This is a genomic window from Rhodococcus sp. BP-261, assembly GCF_019835205.1.
In the GTDB taxonomy this organism is placed as follows: Bacteria; Actinomycetota; Actinomycetes; order Mycobacteriales; family Mycobacteriaceae; genus Rhodococcoides; species Rhodococcoides kyotonensis_B.
The window spans coordinates 91023-106273 of the sequence record NZ_JABUCO010000007.1 but is presented as its reverse complement, the minus strand read 5'-3'; the positions used below and the strand labels follow the sequence as shown (position 1 = coordinate 106273).

The following is a 15251-nucleotide window of genomic DNA, read 5'->3' as shown; positions in this document are numbered from 1 at the left end:
GTGCGAAGCGCACTCACGCGGTGACGAACGCGATCACGACCAGGGCGTACACCGTGACCGCGACCGCCAGTAGGACCACGCTCAGGTAGCCGAGAATCAGCCCGGCCAGCGCGATCCCGGCACCCTGCTCACCGGTTCGCTTGATCTGGTTGCGCGCGATATGGCCGAGAACGACGGCGACGACGCCCGCAATGCCGGTGAACAGCCCGAAGACGCCGCAGATCAGCGCACCGATCGCCATCGTGTTCGTTCGACGGGGAGGCTGAAATCGGTAGCCCGGATACGGTCCCTGCTGATAGGCCATCAGCAAAGTCTCGCATCGGCCCGAATATCGGGCAATTCGGTCGTGTCAGACCGCAGCTGCCAGCGCCACCGTCAACGGCACGACGCTGAGACAGCAGATCGCCGCCACCAGAAGGGCGATGACGCGTCGGCGATTCCATCGTTGCTGAGCGCCTGCGGCTGCAGACACGAACAAGACGAATCCGACGCACACCGACGCGATGGTGACGGCGACCGGCCAGGAGATCATGCGGAGGTCACGAGCTGACTTTGCCCCACCCGACGTAGGCGTCGACCTCGAGATACCCGGTGACACGCGCCTGGTCGCGCACGGGATACGGCTCACCCGTGTAGTGAGTCGAGATGCGGTCGATGTCGACGAGGTTCGGGTCGTCCTGCAGCGTGATGGTGCCGTGGACGGTGACGTGGGTGTACCAGCTGGCCTCGTCGAGCACGGAGATGGAGACCTTGGGGTTGGCCTTGATGTGTTCGAGGCGCTTACGGTCGGCCTGGAAGTTGAGGACGATCTTGTCGTCTTCCCACAGGTACCAGGTGGGAGCGGTGATGGGCGTTCCGTCGGCGCGCACGACGGCCATGACGGCCGGGTTCGGCTTCTTCAGGAGTTCGACGGCATCTGCAGGCAACGGTGGCTTCGGCATGTAGCCAAAGGTACCCAGCGCGTCGAAAACCTACTCCACTCCCGCCCAGATCGAGGTTGTGCCCACGAAAACCGTGTTTCGCCGGCACAACCTCGATCTCGACGCGATGTGTTACAGCTTCGGAAGCTTGACGACCTGGCCCGCGTAGGAGAGGCCGGCGCCGAATGCGAGCAGCAGCGCGGAATCGCCCGGCTTGACCTTGCCGGTGCGCAGCAGCTCTTCCATCGCCAGCGGGATCGACGCGGCCGACGTGTTGCCGGTCTCGGCGATGTCGTTGGCGACAGGCGTCTCGTCGGGCAGGTTCAGGCTCTTGGCGAGAAGCTCGGTGATGCGGCTGTTGGCCTGGTGCGGGACGAAGGCATGGACCTCGTCGGCTTTCATGCCCGCGACGTCGAGAACCTTCTGTGCGGCCTTGCCCATCTCGAACGCGGCCCAGCGGAAGACGGAGATGCCGTTCATCTTGATCCACGGACGCTCGGCGTCCGCAGTGGTGATGTAGTCGTACCAGTCGATGGTCTGGACGATGGCGTCGGACTGCGATCCGTCCGAACCCCAGACGACGGGTCCGATCTCGGTCTCGTCGCTGGCTCCGACCACGACGGCACCCGCGCCGTCGGCGAAGATGAATCGCGTCGTGCGGTCGTACGGGTCGGTGGTGAGGCTGAGCTGTTCGGCACCGATGACCAGCACGTGCTGGGCGGTGCCCGCCTTGACCAGGTCGGATGCGACGGCCAGTGCGTAGCAGAATCCAGCACATCCGGCGCAGATGTCGAATGCGGCCGGGCCCTTGGTGCCGAGACCGTGCGCGACCTTCGCGGCGGCCTGCGGAGTGAGTTCGAGATGCGTCGACGTCGCCACGATGACGGTGTCGATCTGGTCGGCGGAGACGCCGCTGGCCTCGAGTGCCTTCTTGCCTGCCTCGATGGACATCTTGACGACGTTGTCCTCGGGCTCGGCGAAACGTCGGTTCTTGATCCCGGACCGCGTCTGAATCCACTCGTCGCTCGAGTCGATGAACTCACAGATCTCGTCGTTGGTCACGACTCGTTCGGGCCTGTAGACGCCCAAACCGAGAAGCTTGGACTGACGACCCTGGGTCGTGCTGATCGGCGTACCCATCTCTGGTTCCCTTCGTGCTACCGCGCCATCGCCGGGCTTGGGCTCGGGTCTTGGGCTGCGGGCTCGGGGAACACGTTACGTGTCGACGCCTTCGTGATGTGACACCAACCTCGCTATCAGGCCCGACACGACCTCCGGCTGGTCGATCATCGCGTGATGATGGGCGTCGTCGACGACGGCGAACTCGGCGTTCAGATACTGCGCGAGCCGTCGTTGTTTGCGAATCCACGCGCGCCCCCATGGCGTCGGGCGCCCGGTGTGGGCGGCGGCGACCGTGACGGGCACGTCCGGCATGAGTGTCCGACGACGGATCGCATTCAGCTCGCTCGCCATGTCGGGGTAGACGAAGTTCTCGATCATCGCGGCTTCCAGGTACGACGGGGTGCGGTAGATCTGCCGAATCCAGTCGTACGTCTCGATCGGAATGCCGTCAGGCGGGATCGAGTGGTTGAGAATTCTGCGCACCGTCGGCCCGAGCACGTACTGCACACCGCTCGCGCTCGACGTCGTGGCGAGGCCGTACGCCGCCGATATGCGTATCGACTTCGGGATCACCGCCCACGGGTCGCGTTCGGCACTGGAGTCGAGCAGCAGAATGCCCGCCGTTCGGCTCGGGTGCAGCCGGGCGAACGCCTCGGCGTAGAACCCGGCGATCGAGTGGCCGACGACGTAAGCCTGCTCGGTGAGTCCCACTGCGTCGAGTACCGCGAGGATGCGGTCGGCCTCCCCGGCGGCCGTCGGCGTCGTTCCGCGCGGTAGTGGTTCGCTGAGCCCGAAGCCCGGGCGGTCGAACACGACGACGGTGTGGAACGGCGACAGGATGTCCACACAGTCGTTCCAATCGAACCAGTTACCTCCGAGTCCGCCGCACAGCACGACCGCCGGACCGCCGCCCGTGACGAGTACGTGGGTACGCAGACCATGCACTGTCACGAACTCGCCGGGTGGTTTCATGTGAAACATTCCAGCGTCGACGCCGTCACTGTCGTGGCTTCGCCAGAGGGAACGCGAGGGTCTCGCGGATGCTGCCGCCGGTGATGAGCATGACGACGCGGTCGACGCCCATACCGAGTCCACCGGTGGGCGGCATGCCGTACTCGAGTGCCTGCAGGAAGTCCTCGTCGAGAGACATCGCCTCCTCGTCCCCGCCTGCCGCGAGCAGTGACTGCTCGGTCAGTCGCTGACGCTGATCGACCGGATCGGTCAGCTCGCTGTACGCGGTCCCGAGTTCGACGCCCCACGCGACGAGGTCCCACTTCTCGGCGACGCCGGGAATCGAGCGGTGCGGACGCGTCAGCGGTGACATCGACGTCGGGAAGTCCTTGTAGAACGTCGGGAATTCGGTGTAGTCCTCGACGAGGTGCTCGTACATGCCCTGTGCGACGGCGCCTGCGTCCCAATCCTTTTCGTACGGAATGTCGTTCTCGTCGCACAGTCGCTGCAGCTCCTGAAGCGGGGTGTCCGGTGCGACGTCGACTCCGAGTTTCTCGGCGACGGCTCCGTGCAGTGTCTTGACGGGCCATTCGCCGGAGATGTCGATCTCGATCATCTCGCCGTTCGGACCGTCGGGTCGCAGCACGATCTCGCGGCCGTGCGCCGCGACGGCCGCCTTCTGAATCAGCTCGCGGCACAACACCATTGCGCGCTCGTAATCGCTGTGCGCTTCGTATGCCTCGAGGATCGTGAACTCCGGGTTGTGTTTGAAGTCGGCGCCTTCGTTGCGGAACACTCGGCCGATCTCGAAGACCTTGTCGATGCCGCCGACGCACAGTCGTTTGAGATAGAGCTCGGGTGCGATGCGCAGGTACAGGTCGAGATTGTACGCGTTGATGTGGGTGACGAACGGGGCAGCGTTGGCACCGCCGTGCACCTGTTGCAGGATGGGTGTCTCGACTTCCATGTACCCGCGGTCGGACAACGAATCTCGTAGTGACTTCACGACATTGCTGCGCGCGATCATGAGCTTCCGTGCGGACGGGTTGATCGCAAGGTCCACATAGCGTTGTCGCACACGGGATTCCGGGTCGGTGAGTCCTTTCCACTTGTCCGGCAACGGATGCAGGCACTTGGCGTTCATGCGCCAGTCCGACGCCAGCAGCGAGAACTCACCTTTCTTGCTACGGCCGATGACGCCGCTGACCTCGATGAGATCACCGAGATCGAAGTCGGAGTCGAACGAGTCGAGCTTGTCGCCGACTCGCATCCGGTCGAAGAGCACCTGGATGTCGTCGGTCCAGTCGCGTACGACGGCGAACGCGACGCCGCCGTAATCACGAATTCGCAGGATACGGCCGGCAATTCGGACCGATGTGCCCTGTGGTGCAGTGAGTGCATCGGCGACGGTATGCGTCGGCGGATATGCGACGGGGTAGCCTTCGACGCCGTCTCCGCTGAGCCTGTTCAGCTTTGCGATGCGGACGCGCACCTGGTCGGGGCGCTTCGGGCCGACCGACACGAGCTCGTCGTCGACCGTGTCGGGCCCACTGCCGTCGCTGTGGATCTGCTCGCTGCCGACGAGCGCCGCAGGCACCGCGACGTGACTGCCGGTGTGCTTGCTCGCGCGTCGGAAACTGGGGAGCGTCAGAAAGCCTTCGGCGATGGCCGACGCGATCCCGACCTTCGGGAGTTCGCGATTGTCGGCGAAGCACAGGTAGCGCGGTTCCCACTCCGGTTGGTACTTCACGTTCGAGCGATACAGGGCCTCCAGCTGCCACCACCGGGAGAAGAAGACGAGCACCGATCGCCAGATGCGCAGTACCGGACCCGCGCCGATGCGGCTGCCTTCTTCGAACACCGAACGGAACACCGCGAAGTTGAGCGAGATCTTCTGGACGCCGAATTGATCGCCGCCGGTGGCCAGTTCGGTCACCAGCAGTTCGATGACGCCGTTCGGTGACTGCGGGTCGCGACGCATCAGATCCAGCGACACACCGGTGCGACCCCACGGCGCGAGCGACAGAACGGCGACGGTCTTCTCGCCCTGACGTGCCTGGACGAGCAGGCAGTCACCGTCGAGCGGATCCCCGAGGCGGCCCAGTGCCATCGAGAAGCCGCGCTCGGTCTCGGTGTCGCGCCACGCGTCGGCGCACTCGATGATGTCCTGCATCTCCGGTGCCGGGATGTCGCGGTGCCGTCGAATCTCGACGGTGACGCCGGCCTTGCGGGCGCGGTTGACGGCCTGTCGTACCGGGCGCATCTCTCGGCCGTTCAGATTGAAATGCTTGGTGTTCAGAATCGCTTCGTCGCCCAGTTCGAGGACGTTGAGTCCGGCGCGCTTGAACGCCGTCGCACCGGTCTCGCTTGCGCCCATGACGGCAGGCGACCACCCGTACTTCTCGGCGAGTCCGAGCCACGCGTCGATGGCGTGTGGCCACGCCTCCGGGTTTCCGATCGGATCGCCGCTGGCGAGGCAGACGCCGATCTCGACGCGGTACGTCACCGCTGCCTTGCCGCTCGGTGCGAAGATGACGGCCTTGTCGCGACGCGTCGCGAAGTATCCGAGCGAGTCGTCGGCGCCCCACTTGTCGAGCAGCCCGCGTAGCGCCGACTCGTCGCTTCCGGTCAGTGCGTTGCTCGAGCGCTGTGAGCGGAACAGCGTGATGGTCGCGGCGAGCAGTGCGAGCGCGCCGAACAGCCCGAGCAGGGTGTTGACGAAACCGTGTGGCCGACCGTCGAATTGCTCGTTGTCGACGGTCGCCAGCGCGGTGACGCGGTTGAATGCCCACAGGAAGGTCTGGCTCTCCGGGAGAGTGCCGGGGAACAGCGCGACGAGAGCCCAGCCGACGAGGGTGCCGACGACGGCACCGAGAATCAACACCCCGAGTGCTTTCCAGCCGGCGCCGCGCCTGACGCGGGTGTAGAACTCGCGTCGGGACGCGATGAGGATTCCGATGACGACGAGATGGACGCCGAGCGCGATCCAGGCATCGACCTTTCCGGTGTCGATGCCTTCGGCGATGTTCGTGAGTGCCAGCAGCACCAGGTAGATCGTCAACAACCACCAGGCGATGCGTTTGCGGCTCGCGAGCGCCGCCGCGAGAATGCCGACGACGAGCGCCCACGAGAGCGACGTGTCGGGGGCGTCGAAATAGTAGGTGTCGATGTACTCACGCGGCACCCGGATGACGACGCGCAACGCAGGCGACAGGCTCCACAGGAACACGAAGACCGCGTACACCCCGAGCACCAGCCCGGCGATGTGCGGAACTTCCGTCAGCCGACCGTGCGCGGGAGGAACGAATGCGCGCGGAGCCGACTTCTCCGTGTCGCGTCCGTGGCGTTCCGACTCCTCCGGTGACACCGATGTGCTCGTCACTGCCCACTCCTGCCGTCAGTGCTACCTGCTACCTCCTGGCAACGGTAGCGCTGACGGCAGACGAGCACGGATCATTCCGTCAAGCGGTGTGCACCGGCGTGTGCTTTCCGATCATGGCGAGCGCCGTCTTCAGACCTCGGCGCTTGCCGGTTGCCGGGTCGACGCCGAACACTTCCTTGATACCGCCGCGAATACGGAACTTGAGCTCCGACGACGTCTCCGGTGCATCGTCCGACGTCGCCGACAGGAACCGGTTCGGCAGAGACAGTTTCATGATGGTGCGCAGTGTCTGCCCGTATTGATGCGCGAGCGAACCCGTCGTGTACGGCAGGTCGTACTTGTCGCACAGAGCGCGAATCCTGACGGAGATCTCGGCGTACCGATTGCTCGGCAGATCCGGGAACAGATGATGTTCGATCTGGTAGCAGAGGTTGCCGCTCATGAACGCCATTAAGGGTCCGGCGTGAAAGTTGGCGCTGCCCAGCATCTGTCGCAGATACCACTCGGGCTGCGTTTCCTTCTCGTACTCGGCGAGCGTGAACTTCTCGGCACCGTCCGGGAAGTGACCGCAGAAGATGACGCCGTAGGACCAGTAGTTGCGGATGAAGTTCGCCGTCGCATTCGCCGTCAACGTCGACTTCCAGGCGGGACCCGTCAGCAGAGGAAACAGGATGTAGTCCTTGCCGACCTGCCTGCCGATCTTGCGGACGACGTCGACCGCCATCTCCTTCTTGTCCTCCCACTTCACTTCGCCGGTCCGGAGCTTGTCCGTCTCGAGGTGATGCAGCGCGACGCCCCACTCGAAGAACGTCGCCAGGAGTGCGTTGACCAGCGGCTGCGCGAAGTATTTCGGGTGCCACTCCTGGTCGCGGGTGATGCGCAGGATGCCGTAGCCCACGTCGTTGTCGAGCCCGACGATGTTCGTGTACTTGTGATGGGTGAAGTTGTGCGAATGCTTCCACCCCGCCGACGGGCAGGTGTTGTCCCACTCCCAGTTACTGGAATGAATCTCCGGGTCGTTCATCCAGTCCCACTGGCCGTGAATGACGTTGTGGCCCAACTCCATGTTCTCGATGATCTTGCCGACACCGAGCAACGCCGACCCCAACAGCCAGGCCGGTTTCTTCTTGCTCGCGAACAGCACGAGCCTGCCCGCCACCATCAGCGAGCGCTGGAACGTGATGGTGCGCTGAACGTACTTCGCGTCCCGCTCGCCGCGTGAATCCTCGACGTCGCGTCGAATCGCGTCGAGCTCCTTCCCGAGTGCCTCGATATCGGCCTCGGTCAGATGGGCGTACTCCTTGATGTCCGTGATCGCCATGCTTCCCCCTTGCGAAAATCCGAGTCGGCCCCGACGCCCCGTTGCCAACCCAACGGTACGGACAGTGGGCAGTGGCGTCGAGGTTCGTGGGGGTCCGGTTGGCGGGACTCCGGTCTCGGCGACCGAATGTCACATACGGTCACTCAGAGTGAGCGAGGGGCGCCCTCGCTGGTGTTCGGCCGCGCAGCCCCGTTCGAGCGAAGGTGACATACGGTCACTCGGAGTGAGCGAGGGGCGCCCTCGCTGGTGTTCGGCCGCGCAGCCCCGTTCGAGCGAAGGTGACATACGGTCACTCAGAGTGAGCGAGGGGCGCCCTCGGTCCACCAACCCGTCGGAGCCCGCGAGTTATCCACAGTTCGACGAGTTATCCACAGGCACCTGTGAGATACGCCCGATCAGTCGGAAATGTGTCGTACCCGCCATGTTCGATGCCCGCATGAAACGTGGGGAGTGGGCAGACGACAACTTCGCGGCACTGCGCGCGAAATCCAAGAACGGCGTAATACGCACGTCGGTATTGCGGGGGATGGGGGTGGGAGCGAAGACGATCATCGACAGAACTTCAGGTGGTCCGTGGCAACGGATGTTGCCCGGGCTTGTGTTGCTGCACAACGGTCCTCCGAGCGTACTTCAGCGGCAGACGGCGGCGGTGATGTACGGGGGACCCGACTGCCTGTTGACCGGACGCACCGGGCTCGGTCTTCACGGATACTCGGCAGGGTTCCAGGCCAACGACGTCGGTCTGCTCATCCCGCACGAGCAGCACCGTAAAGACGCCGAATTCGTCGTCGTCGAGCGCACCTGGCGGATACCGGAAGTGACGACGAAGTCCGGATTGCCCGTCGCACCCATCGATCGCTGTCTTCTCGACGCGGTCCGTCGTATGAGTGACCCGGCACGGATCACGGCGCTCATCGCGGAGGTCGTACAGCGGGGCGACGCCGACATCGAGGCGCTGCTCGTCGAGTTGAAAGCAGGTAATGGTCGCGGAAGTGCGCTGCCACGACGCGTTCTGCGTGAGTTGGCATCGGGTGCTCATTCGGTGGCCGAGGTCGAAGCCCGCGCCTTGTGCGAGAGAAGCGGACTGCCGCCGATGAAGGCCAACTGGGTGCTTCTGACGGCGTCGGGCGAGTTCATCGCCATCGTCGATCTGCTCGAGGACAACGTCTACCTAGCGTTCGAGGTCGAATCCTTCCTGCATCACTCTGCGCCGGCGGAGTTCGCGAAGACACTGGAACGACGTGCTCACATTCAGGGGCACGGCGCCATCGTGCTCGCGCACACACCGAAGACGATTCGTACACAACCGGATCGAGTGATCGCCGACCTCGAGCGCGCGTACGAGCAGGCCAAGCAGCGGCCACGTCCGAACCTACGCGCAATTCCGCTGGCCGAGTGGCGTCAGCAGGCATCGTAGACCCAGATCATCTGACGACCGGTCTGGCTCGGCGTCGTGATCGGATGATCGACGACGCGAGCCAGCCGGTATCCGAGGCGTCGGGGGACCGCTTGGCTTCGTAGATTGGCTGCGTCGCAATGAATTTCGACGCGTGTGACGTGTCGAATGCCCAGTGCGACGTCCGTGAGTGTCGACGCGACCGCGGTCATGACGCCGCGTCCCTCGGCGTCGGCGGTCAGCCAGTAACCGAGCTCGAAGCAGCCGGGTCCGCGTCGGTGGAGGCCCGCTTTGCCGAGCGTCCCGGATGCACCGAGGGCGTCCCTTGCTCACTCTGAGTGACCGGATGTCACCCTCGCTCCGAATGGGGGCACGCGCCCGGATGCACCGAGGGCGTCCCTTGCTCACTCTGAGTGACCGAATGTCACCCTCGCTCCGAATGGGGCCGAATGGGGCCGAATGGGGGCACGCGCCCGGGGCGGCCCATGGGCCCGGGCTACCGACCACCCCTCACGACGCCCGCCACGACCGCCAGGTCAGACTCCCGACGCTGATGACGGGACCCTGGGGCCTGGCGGAGGCGTACTGCTCGTACTTGCCGACCAGCGCGTCGAGGGCGGCGGACCCTTCCGGTGTGTCGGCGTCGACGATGCGCGCCGAACCGCTGGCCCTGATCCACCACAGCTTGGTCCAGTCCTCGTCGTAGTGGTCGACGATGAGGCTCACGGCAGGGTCGGCGCGGATGTTCTCGAGCCGCCGAAGCTTCTGGGTGGTCTTGGGCTTCCAGTCGATCGCGGTGACGATTCGCTCGTCGACTACGGCGAAGACGACGGGTACGAGGTGTGGCGTGCCGTCGGCGTTGACGGTGGACAGCTGTGCTCGTCGGGCCTCGCCGAACCGCCCGATTTCGTCGTCGATCTTCATACCGACGACACTGTCACGCCGATTCGCTGCGTGCACCGCTGCGCAGCCTTGCCGTCTCGAACTTCGAGGCGACCATGGGACGTCCGAGCAGGTGGCCCTGTCCGGAGGTCACCTCCATGTCGATGCACACGTCGAGTTGCGCGGAGGTTTCGATGCCTTCCACGACGGTGTCCATCCCCAGCTCGTGCGCGACGTGGATGACCGCGGAGCACAGGGCGGACATCGTCCGTCGTCGCTCGCCGTCGTGGCTGTCCAGGTGCTGCGTCAGCGATTTGTCGATCTTGAGGATGTCGACGGGCAGCGTCGCGAGCCGTTCGAGCGAGGAGAATCCGGAGCCGAAGTCGTCGATGGCGACCAGGACCCCATGCTCACGAACGTCGGTGAGTTGCTCGACCACGGCATCTATGTCGTGCAGCGACGTCGACTCGGCGAGCTCGATCACGAACCGGCCGGGTGGAATACCGAAGCGGTCGACGACACCGATGACGTCCGTCGCAAGTGTGCCGGCCGCGAAGTGCAGCGGGCTGACGTTGATGCCGACCTGGACCGAGATGTCCCGGTGCTGCCAGGCCGACATCGTCCGGCCGACCTCGTCGAGCACCCAATCGGTGAGCGGGATGATGAGGTCGGACTGTTCGGCGAGTGGAATGAAGTTGCCGGGCAGCAGCAATCCGAGCTCGGGGTGGTTCCAGCGGATCAGCGCCTCGGCGCCCACGATCGTGTCCGACGCCAGATCGACGATGGGCTGGTAGAGCATCTGCAGCTCGTGCTCGGTCATCGCGGCGCCGCGCAGTCGCTCCAGAATGTCGAGACGCGCACGGTGGTCGTCGCTCAGATCCTCGGCGAAGCCGTGGCGGCCGGGCGCAGGGCGGGGCTCGGCACGCTCTCTGCTCATGCTCCCCCCTAGTGGCCGGTCGGCCGTGGAAGAGAATAACCTCAAAGTCTGCTTTGACGCCACAAACAAAACTCTTTCCCCGTTTAGCGTCGTCGGCCCTCTGATCGCAGCTACGCGAATCCGCTACCTCGTCGAACCTCGCACCACTACGGACCACTCGGCCTGCGGGAGCGTCGACAGCGACCCGAGTACCCAGCGCGCAGCGTTCCGGCCCTGGTCGTACAGGGATTGTGCGACCGTCGTCAGTCCCGCCGCCCCGGCCGCCTCCGAGTCGTCCCACCCGGTCACCGCAACACCCGATGCGCCCGCGTCGAGCACACCGAGCGCCAGATCGTCACTGGTGCACAGGATCGCGTCGGCACGGTAGTCGTCGAGCAGAGTCCGCGCCGCAACCGCGCCCTCCGCGCGTGCGTTCGTCGGCACGAACGCCACCGGTATCTGCTCCCACCCCAACCCATATTCGACGACCGCTCGCCGGTACCCGGCAAGGCGGGCAGCCGTCACCGGGAAGGTGGCGTTCTCGGGTTCGGGTCCGAGGACTGTCTCGGCTATCCGCTCGCGGTCGCACGGGAAGCTGATGATCGCGGGTCGCCGGGCGCCGAAGAGTCCGATGGTGCCGATGGCGTGTGCGGCTGACGCGTCGTCGATTCCGATGAATTCGATGCCGGGATGTCGCGGTCCGCCCTGGATGCACGCGGGTTTCCCTGTGGCCGTGATGATGTCGAGGACGGGGTCGTCGGCGACCGTCGTCCACAGTACGAAACCGTCGACGTGGGCGTCGCGAATTCTGTCGAGGTCGACGCCGATGCGCGAGTTGGGGAGCAGGACGAGTCCGGTGTCTGTGTCGAGGCAGGCTTCGGCGATACCGGAGAGAAATGCGCGGGCTTCGGGGTTCTCGAACGAGTAGGTGAGCTTCTCGGTCAGGACGACGCCCAGGTTGTTCGTCTTTCCGCTGCGCAGTGAACTCGCCGCTCGGTGCGGTCCGGTGTAGCCGAGTTCGGACGCGGCGGCGAGGACGCGGTCCCTGGTCGATCCGGACACCCGCCCGGGCTGGTTGTAGGTGTAGGAGACGCTCATGGTCGACACCCCGGCGGCGCGGGCGACATCGGCCATGGTCGGGCGGGTGCTCATGGGGTCAGACTAGCGGCTGGCGAGCCTGATGTGTAACGATACACAGCATGCCTGGCTCGACTGTTCTCCGACTCGTGGTGCTCGCCGCCGCCGCGTTCGTCTACGTGACCGCGGAGACGCTGCCGATAGGCCTGCTCCCGGAGATCTCGTCGGACATGGGCGTCAGCGAGTCCAGCGTCGGCCTGCTTCTGACCTTCTATGCCTACGGTGTCGCGGTCATGACGATGCCGCTCATCACGTTCGTTCGCCGATGGCCGCGTCGGCGAGTCGTGGTCGTGACCGTTGCGGCGCTGGCGTTGTCGCAACTGTTGTCCGCGGTCGCCGTCGGCTATCCGATGCTCGTGATCGCACGCATGATCTGCGCGGCGACGCACGGCGTGTTCTGGGCGGTCGTCGCGCCCGTCGCGGCCTCACTCGTTGCGCCGACCATGCGGGGCAAAGCAATTGCGACGGTGTACGCGGGAACGTCACTCGCGCTCGTCGCCGGCAATCCGCTGACCGCGGCGTTGGGGCAGTGGCTCGGATGGCGCACGGCCGCAGCATGTATCGGGGTGGTGTCCGCGGTCATCGCCGTGACCCTGTTCGCCGTACTTCCGAGAATGGAGGCCGTCGACGCCGGACCGAGTCGCGGAAAGGTCGTCGATCGATCTCTCGTACTGATCTGTGTCGCAACATTTCTCGCGGTCCTCGGGCATTTCATCGCGTACACGTACTTCTCGTTGCTCGTCGACCGTGGTCTCGGGTCGATCGGCACGACGCTCACACTGATGCTCCTGCTCTACGGACTGTGCGGCGTCATCGGAATCTGGATCATCGGCAAGACGTTCGACCGGTGGCCGCGGCACTCGACGATCGTGTCGTTGAGCGTCGTCGCCGCAGCGTTGCTGATTCTGTGGACGACCCTGCAGTCGGCGCCGGGTTCGCTCGCGGCACTCGCCGTTCTGGCGATCGGCATGTGGGGGCTGGCCTTCACGACCGTCCCGGTCTGCCTGCAGTCCTCGGTGCTGAACACCCCACGCCCGGATCCGGATCGGGCGTCGGCGATCTATGTCGTGTCGTTCCAGGTCGCCATCGCGTCGGGAGCGCTGATCGGGGGCGTGATCATCGATCGGAGCAGTATCGCGGTGGTGACGGCAGCAGCATGCGTGCTGGTCGTCGCCGCCCTCGTGACGGTGGTGCTGGGGCGGGGTACCTTCGCCTCCCCGGATCGACCGAAGGCGTCCCTTGCTCACTCCGAGTGACCGGATGTCACCCTCGCTCCGGCGGCGAAGGCCAGCCCCACCCGCGCACCCACCAACCTGTCCACCAACCCGGACAGCAATGCGATCCCGTCGGTCGAGAGCACGGACTCCGGGTGGAACTGGATGGACTCGAGACCCGGACCCCGCAGGGCGTTGACGTGCCCTTCGTCCACCGACACGTCCACCCCCGCGATGTTGCCGGGCCGGGCGACGAAGGTGTTGTAGAACCCCACGGTCCGCTCTTCGCCGAACACGCGGACGGTCTTCTGCACACCCTGCTGCGGCTGAGGCAGTGCAGCCAGGTCCAATCCCAGTTCGCGCGCGAGGACCTGATGGCTCAAACAGATCGCGAGCAAGGCTTCACCCGTCGACAGTCGTTCCCGCACGATCTCTCCCGCGCGGACGATGCGCGGATCCGACATGTCCGACGGATCGCCCGGCCCGGGTCCGCACACCAGCAGGTCCGCGGTCGACGACGTGAACTCCTCCCATCGCACGACCGTCACGCCCATCCCGAGGTGCCGCAGCTGGTGCGCGAGCATCGCAGTCCACTGGTCCTCGAAGTCGACGACGACGGCTGTTCCGCGCGAAGGACCCGCGGCCTCGGGCTGCACATTCATCCAGAACGACGCGAGCTTCTCGTTGCGCCGCGCCAACGCGTCGGCGACGCCTGGAAACTCGCTGAGCCGAACGGCATTCTCACCCGACGGCCGCCGAGCCTCGACTCCCAACGCCGCCAGCACGCCGCCGAGCTTCGAACGCGTCTCGGCCACTTCGTGTTCCGGAATGGAGTTGCGCACCAACGTGGCCCCGGCGGAGATCTTCAGTGCACCGGTCGGCGATATTTCACAGGTACGGATCAGGATGGGTGCGTCGACCGTCGTGACGCCGTCGCGACCCTCGAACAACGCGAGGACACCGGAATAGTAGCCACGCCCGGATGTCTCGTACCGTTCGATGACGCGCGACGCGTTCTCGATCGGTGATCCGGTGACCGTCGGCGCGAACATGGTGTCACGCAGGATGTCTCGTGGATCGAGATCGCTCTCGCCGACGAGGACGTACTCGGTGTGCGTCAGATGGCCCATCTGCTTGAGTCTCGGCCCGACGACGCGTCCGCCGTGATCGCAGATTCGACTCATCATCTTGAGCTCTTCGTCGACCACCATGAACAGCTCGGCATTCTCCTTCGCGTCGTCCAGGAACTCGAGTACTCCCGCACCGGAGGGTCCTTCGACGGGATGCCGGTACGTTCCGCTGATCGGATTCATGAATGCCGAGCGCCCGTCGAAACCGACATGTCGCTCGGGCGTCGCACCGACCAACGTCACCGACGGCGTGTGCACGAAGAACGTCCAATACGAACCGGATTCGCCGAGCAACAATCGTCTGAAGATCTCGAGGCCGGACCCGACGGAATCGTCGAGCTGGGCGCGAAAGTCCCGTCGGATGACGAAGTTGGCGCCGGCGCCGGTACCGATCTCGTCGGCCAGAACCCTCTCGACGATCGAGGCGTACTCGTCGTCGCCCGGTTCGAAGCGGCCGTCGGTCAACGTCAGCTCACCAGGGTCGATTGCCTCCACGACCTCGTCGACGGTGACGGCGAACCGCGAGCGGACGAGCAGGCATTCCAGCGGCGCGCCGTCGTCGTGGCAGACGAACCCACGCTCCCGGATCTGCCGAAACGGTACGAGGGCGAGTACGTCCGAGTCGCCATCGATGGGGATGTCGGCCAGCGAGTCCACCGATACGACGTCGCCGACCAGGACGTCGACCCCGCCCTGGCGGCTGATGACGGCGAATGGCTCGTCGCCGCGGAGAGCGTCGGACAGTAGTTCGTTCACGGGTTGCCTCTCTCGTAAGTTGTGCGGACTCCCGAGAAAGACATGAAAATGGCCGCCTCGAGAGGCGGCCACGGCATGAAATACGCGAAGTGTGGGCGCCTAGGAGCGCCACCACCAGGATCCT

At 65.2% G+C, this 15251-nt stretch carries 13 protein-coding genes and 1 pseudogene; 2 read left to right on the top strand and 12 right to left on the bottom strand.

Annotated elements, in window-relative coordinates; translation table 11 throughout:
• Positions 1–13 precede the first annotated feature (13 nt).
• The 7 genes from HQ354_RS10915 to HQ354_RS10885 all read right to left on the bottom strand — a co-directional run bounded on the left by HQ354_RS10915 (position 14) and on the right by HQ354_RS10885 (position 7696).
• A complete protein-coding gene (locus HQ354_RS10915) occupies positions 14–304 on the bottom strand; it encodes a DUF4190 domain-containing protein (RefSeq protein WP_068429708.1) in 291 nt (96 codons plus the stop codon).
• A gap of 45 nt (positions 305–349) precedes the next feature.
• Entirely contained in the window at positions 350–532 is a 183-nt protein-coding gene (locus tag HQ354_RS10910; RefSeq protein ID WP_068429709.1) for a hypothetical protein, read from the bottom strand.
• Positions 533–539: 7 nt separating this feature from the next.
• Entirely contained in the window at positions 540–941 is a 402-nt protein-coding gene (locus tag HQ354_RS10905) for a PPOX class F420-dependent oxidoreductase (RefSeq protein ID WP_068429711.1), read from the bottom strand.
• 111 nt (positions 942–1052) lie between these two features.
• Positions 1053–2060 (bottom strand): beta-ketoacyl-ACP synthase III, encoded by a 1008-nt coding sequence (locus HQ354_RS10900; RefSeq protein ID WP_068429714.1) that lies wholly within the window; start codon positions 2058–2060, stop codon positions 1053–1055.
• 75 nt (positions 2061–2135) lie between these two features.
• Positions 2136–3023: an alpha/beta fold hydrolase gene (locus tag HQ354_RS10895; protein WP_068429717.1), complete on the bottom strand. Its 888-nt coding sequence runs from the start codon at positions 3021–3023 to the stop codon at positions 2136–2138.
• A gap of 16 nt (positions 3024–3039) precedes the next feature.
• A complete protein-coding gene (gene lysX / locus HQ354_RS10890; RefSeq protein ID WP_206030813.1) occupies positions 3040–6276 on the bottom strand; it encodes a bifunctional lysylphosphatidylglycerol synthetase/lysine--tRNA ligase LysX in 3237 nt (1078 codons plus the stop codon).
• A gap of 178 nt (positions 6277–6454) precedes the next feature.
• Complete coding sequence (locus tag HQ354_RS10885) at positions 6455–7696, bottom strand: fatty acid desaturase (RefSeq protein WP_068429723.1); 1242 nt, start codon at positions 7694–7696, stop codon at positions 6455–6457.
• A gap of 436 nt (positions 7697–8132) precedes the next feature.
• On the opposite strand from HQ354_RS10885, the gene HQ354_RS10880 reads away from it, so the two are divergent.
• The gene (locus HQ354_RS10880; RefSeq protein ID WP_167676491.1) at positions 8133–9113 is read left to right on the top strand and encodes a hypothetical protein; all 981 of its coding nucleotides are present in this window, start codon (positions 8133–8135) and stop codon (positions 9111–9113) included.
• Here the strand turns inward: HQ354_RS10880 and HQ354_RS10875 are convergent.
• The 4 genes and pseudogenes from HQ354_RS10875 to HQ354_RS10860 all read right to left on the bottom strand — a co-directional run.
• Positions 9098–9388 (bottom strand): annotated as a pseudogene (locus HQ354_RS10875) (GNAT family N-acetyltransferase); the annotation flags it as partial. The gene HQ354_RS10880 and the pseudogene HQ354_RS10875 sit on opposite strands and share 16 nt — an antisense overlap.
• A 214-nt stretch (positions 9389–9602) precedes the next feature.
• A complete protein-coding gene (locus HQ354_RS10870) occupies positions 9603–10016 on the bottom strand; it encodes a TIGR03668 family PPOX class F420-dependent oxidoreductase (protein ID WP_068430069.1) in 414 nt (137 codons plus the stop codon).
• A 13-nt stretch (positions 10017–10029) separates the two neighbouring features.
• The gene (locus tag HQ354_RS10865; protein WP_167676493.1) at positions 10030–10911 is read right to left on the bottom strand and encodes an EAL domain-containing protein; all 882 of its coding nucleotides are present in this window, start codon (positions 10909–10911) and stop codon (positions 10030–10032) included.
• A 123-nt stretch (positions 10912–11034) separates the two neighbouring features.
• Positions 11035–12042, bottom strand: a complete 1008-nt coding sequence (locus HQ354_RS10860) for a LacI family DNA-binding transcriptional regulator (RefSeq protein ID WP_167676495.1) — start codon at positions 12040–12042, stop codon at positions 11035–11037.
• A gap of 47 nt (positions 12043–12089) precedes the next feature.
• Here HQ354_RS10860 and HQ354_RS10855 point away from each other — a divergent pair, with 47 nt between their 5' ends.
• Positions 12090–13283, top strand: a complete 1194-nt coding sequence (locus tag HQ354_RS10855) for an MFS transporter (RefSeq protein ID WP_068429737.1) — start codon at positions 12090–12092, stop codon at positions 13281–13283.
• Here HQ354_RS10855 and HQ354_RS10850 read toward each other — a convergent pair.
• Positions 13271–15127: an anthranilate synthase family protein gene (locus HQ354_RS10850; RefSeq protein ID WP_068429740.1), complete on the bottom strand. Its 1857-nt coding sequence runs from the start codon at positions 15125–15127 to the stop codon at positions 13271–13273. The two genes, HQ354_RS10855 and HQ354_RS10850, sit on opposite strands and share 13 nt — an antisense overlap.
• Between the last annotated feature and the right edge of the window lie 124 nt (positions 15128–15251).

Bases quoted from the DNA above. Each gene is read 5' to 3' on its own strand.
- HQ354_RS10915 (WP_068429708.1), bottom strand. From the start codon at position 304: ATGGCCTATCAGCAGGGACCGTATCCGGGCTACCGATTTCAGCCTCCC.
- HQ354_RS10910 (WP_068429709.1), bottom strand. From the start codon at position 532: ATGATCTCCTGGCCGGTCGCCGTCACCATCGCGTCGGTGTGCGTCGGA.
- HQ354_RS10905 (WP_068429711.1), bottom strand. From the start codon at position 941: ATGCCGAAGCCACCGTTGCCTGCAGATGCCGTCGAACTCCTGAAGAAG.
- HQ354_RS10900 (WP_068429714.1), bottom strand. From the start codon at position 2,060: ATGGGTACGCCGATCAGCACGACCCAGGGTCGTCAGTCCAAGCTTCTC.
- HQ354_RS10895 (WP_068429717.1), bottom strand. From the start codon at position 3,023: ATGTTTCACATGAAACCACCCGGCGAGTTCGTGACAGTGCATGGTCTG.
- HQ354_RS10885 (WP_068429723.1), bottom strand. From the start codon at position 7,696: ATGGCGATCACGGACATCAAGGAGTACGCCCATCTGACCGAGGCCGAT.
- HQ354_RS10880 (WP_167676491.1), top strand. From the start codon at position 8,133: ATGAAACGTGGGGAGTGGGCAGACGACAACTTCGCGGCACTGCGCGCG.
- HQ354_RS10870 (WP_068430069.1), bottom strand. From the start codon at position 10,016: ATGAAGATCGACGACGAAATCGGGCGGTTCGGCGAGGCCCGACGAGCA.
- HQ354_RS10865 (WP_167676493.1), bottom strand. From the start codon at position 10,911: ATGAGCAGAGAGCGTGCCGAGCCCCGCCCTGCGCCCGGCCGCCACGGC.
- HQ354_RS10860 (WP_167676495.1), bottom strand. From the start codon at position 12,042: ATGAGCACCCGCCCGACCATGGCCGATGTCGCCCGCGCCGCCGGGGTG.
- HQ354_RS10855 (WP_068429737.1), top strand. From the start codon at position 12,090: ATGCCTGGCTCGACTGTTCTCCGACTCGTGGTGCTCGCCGCCGCCGCG.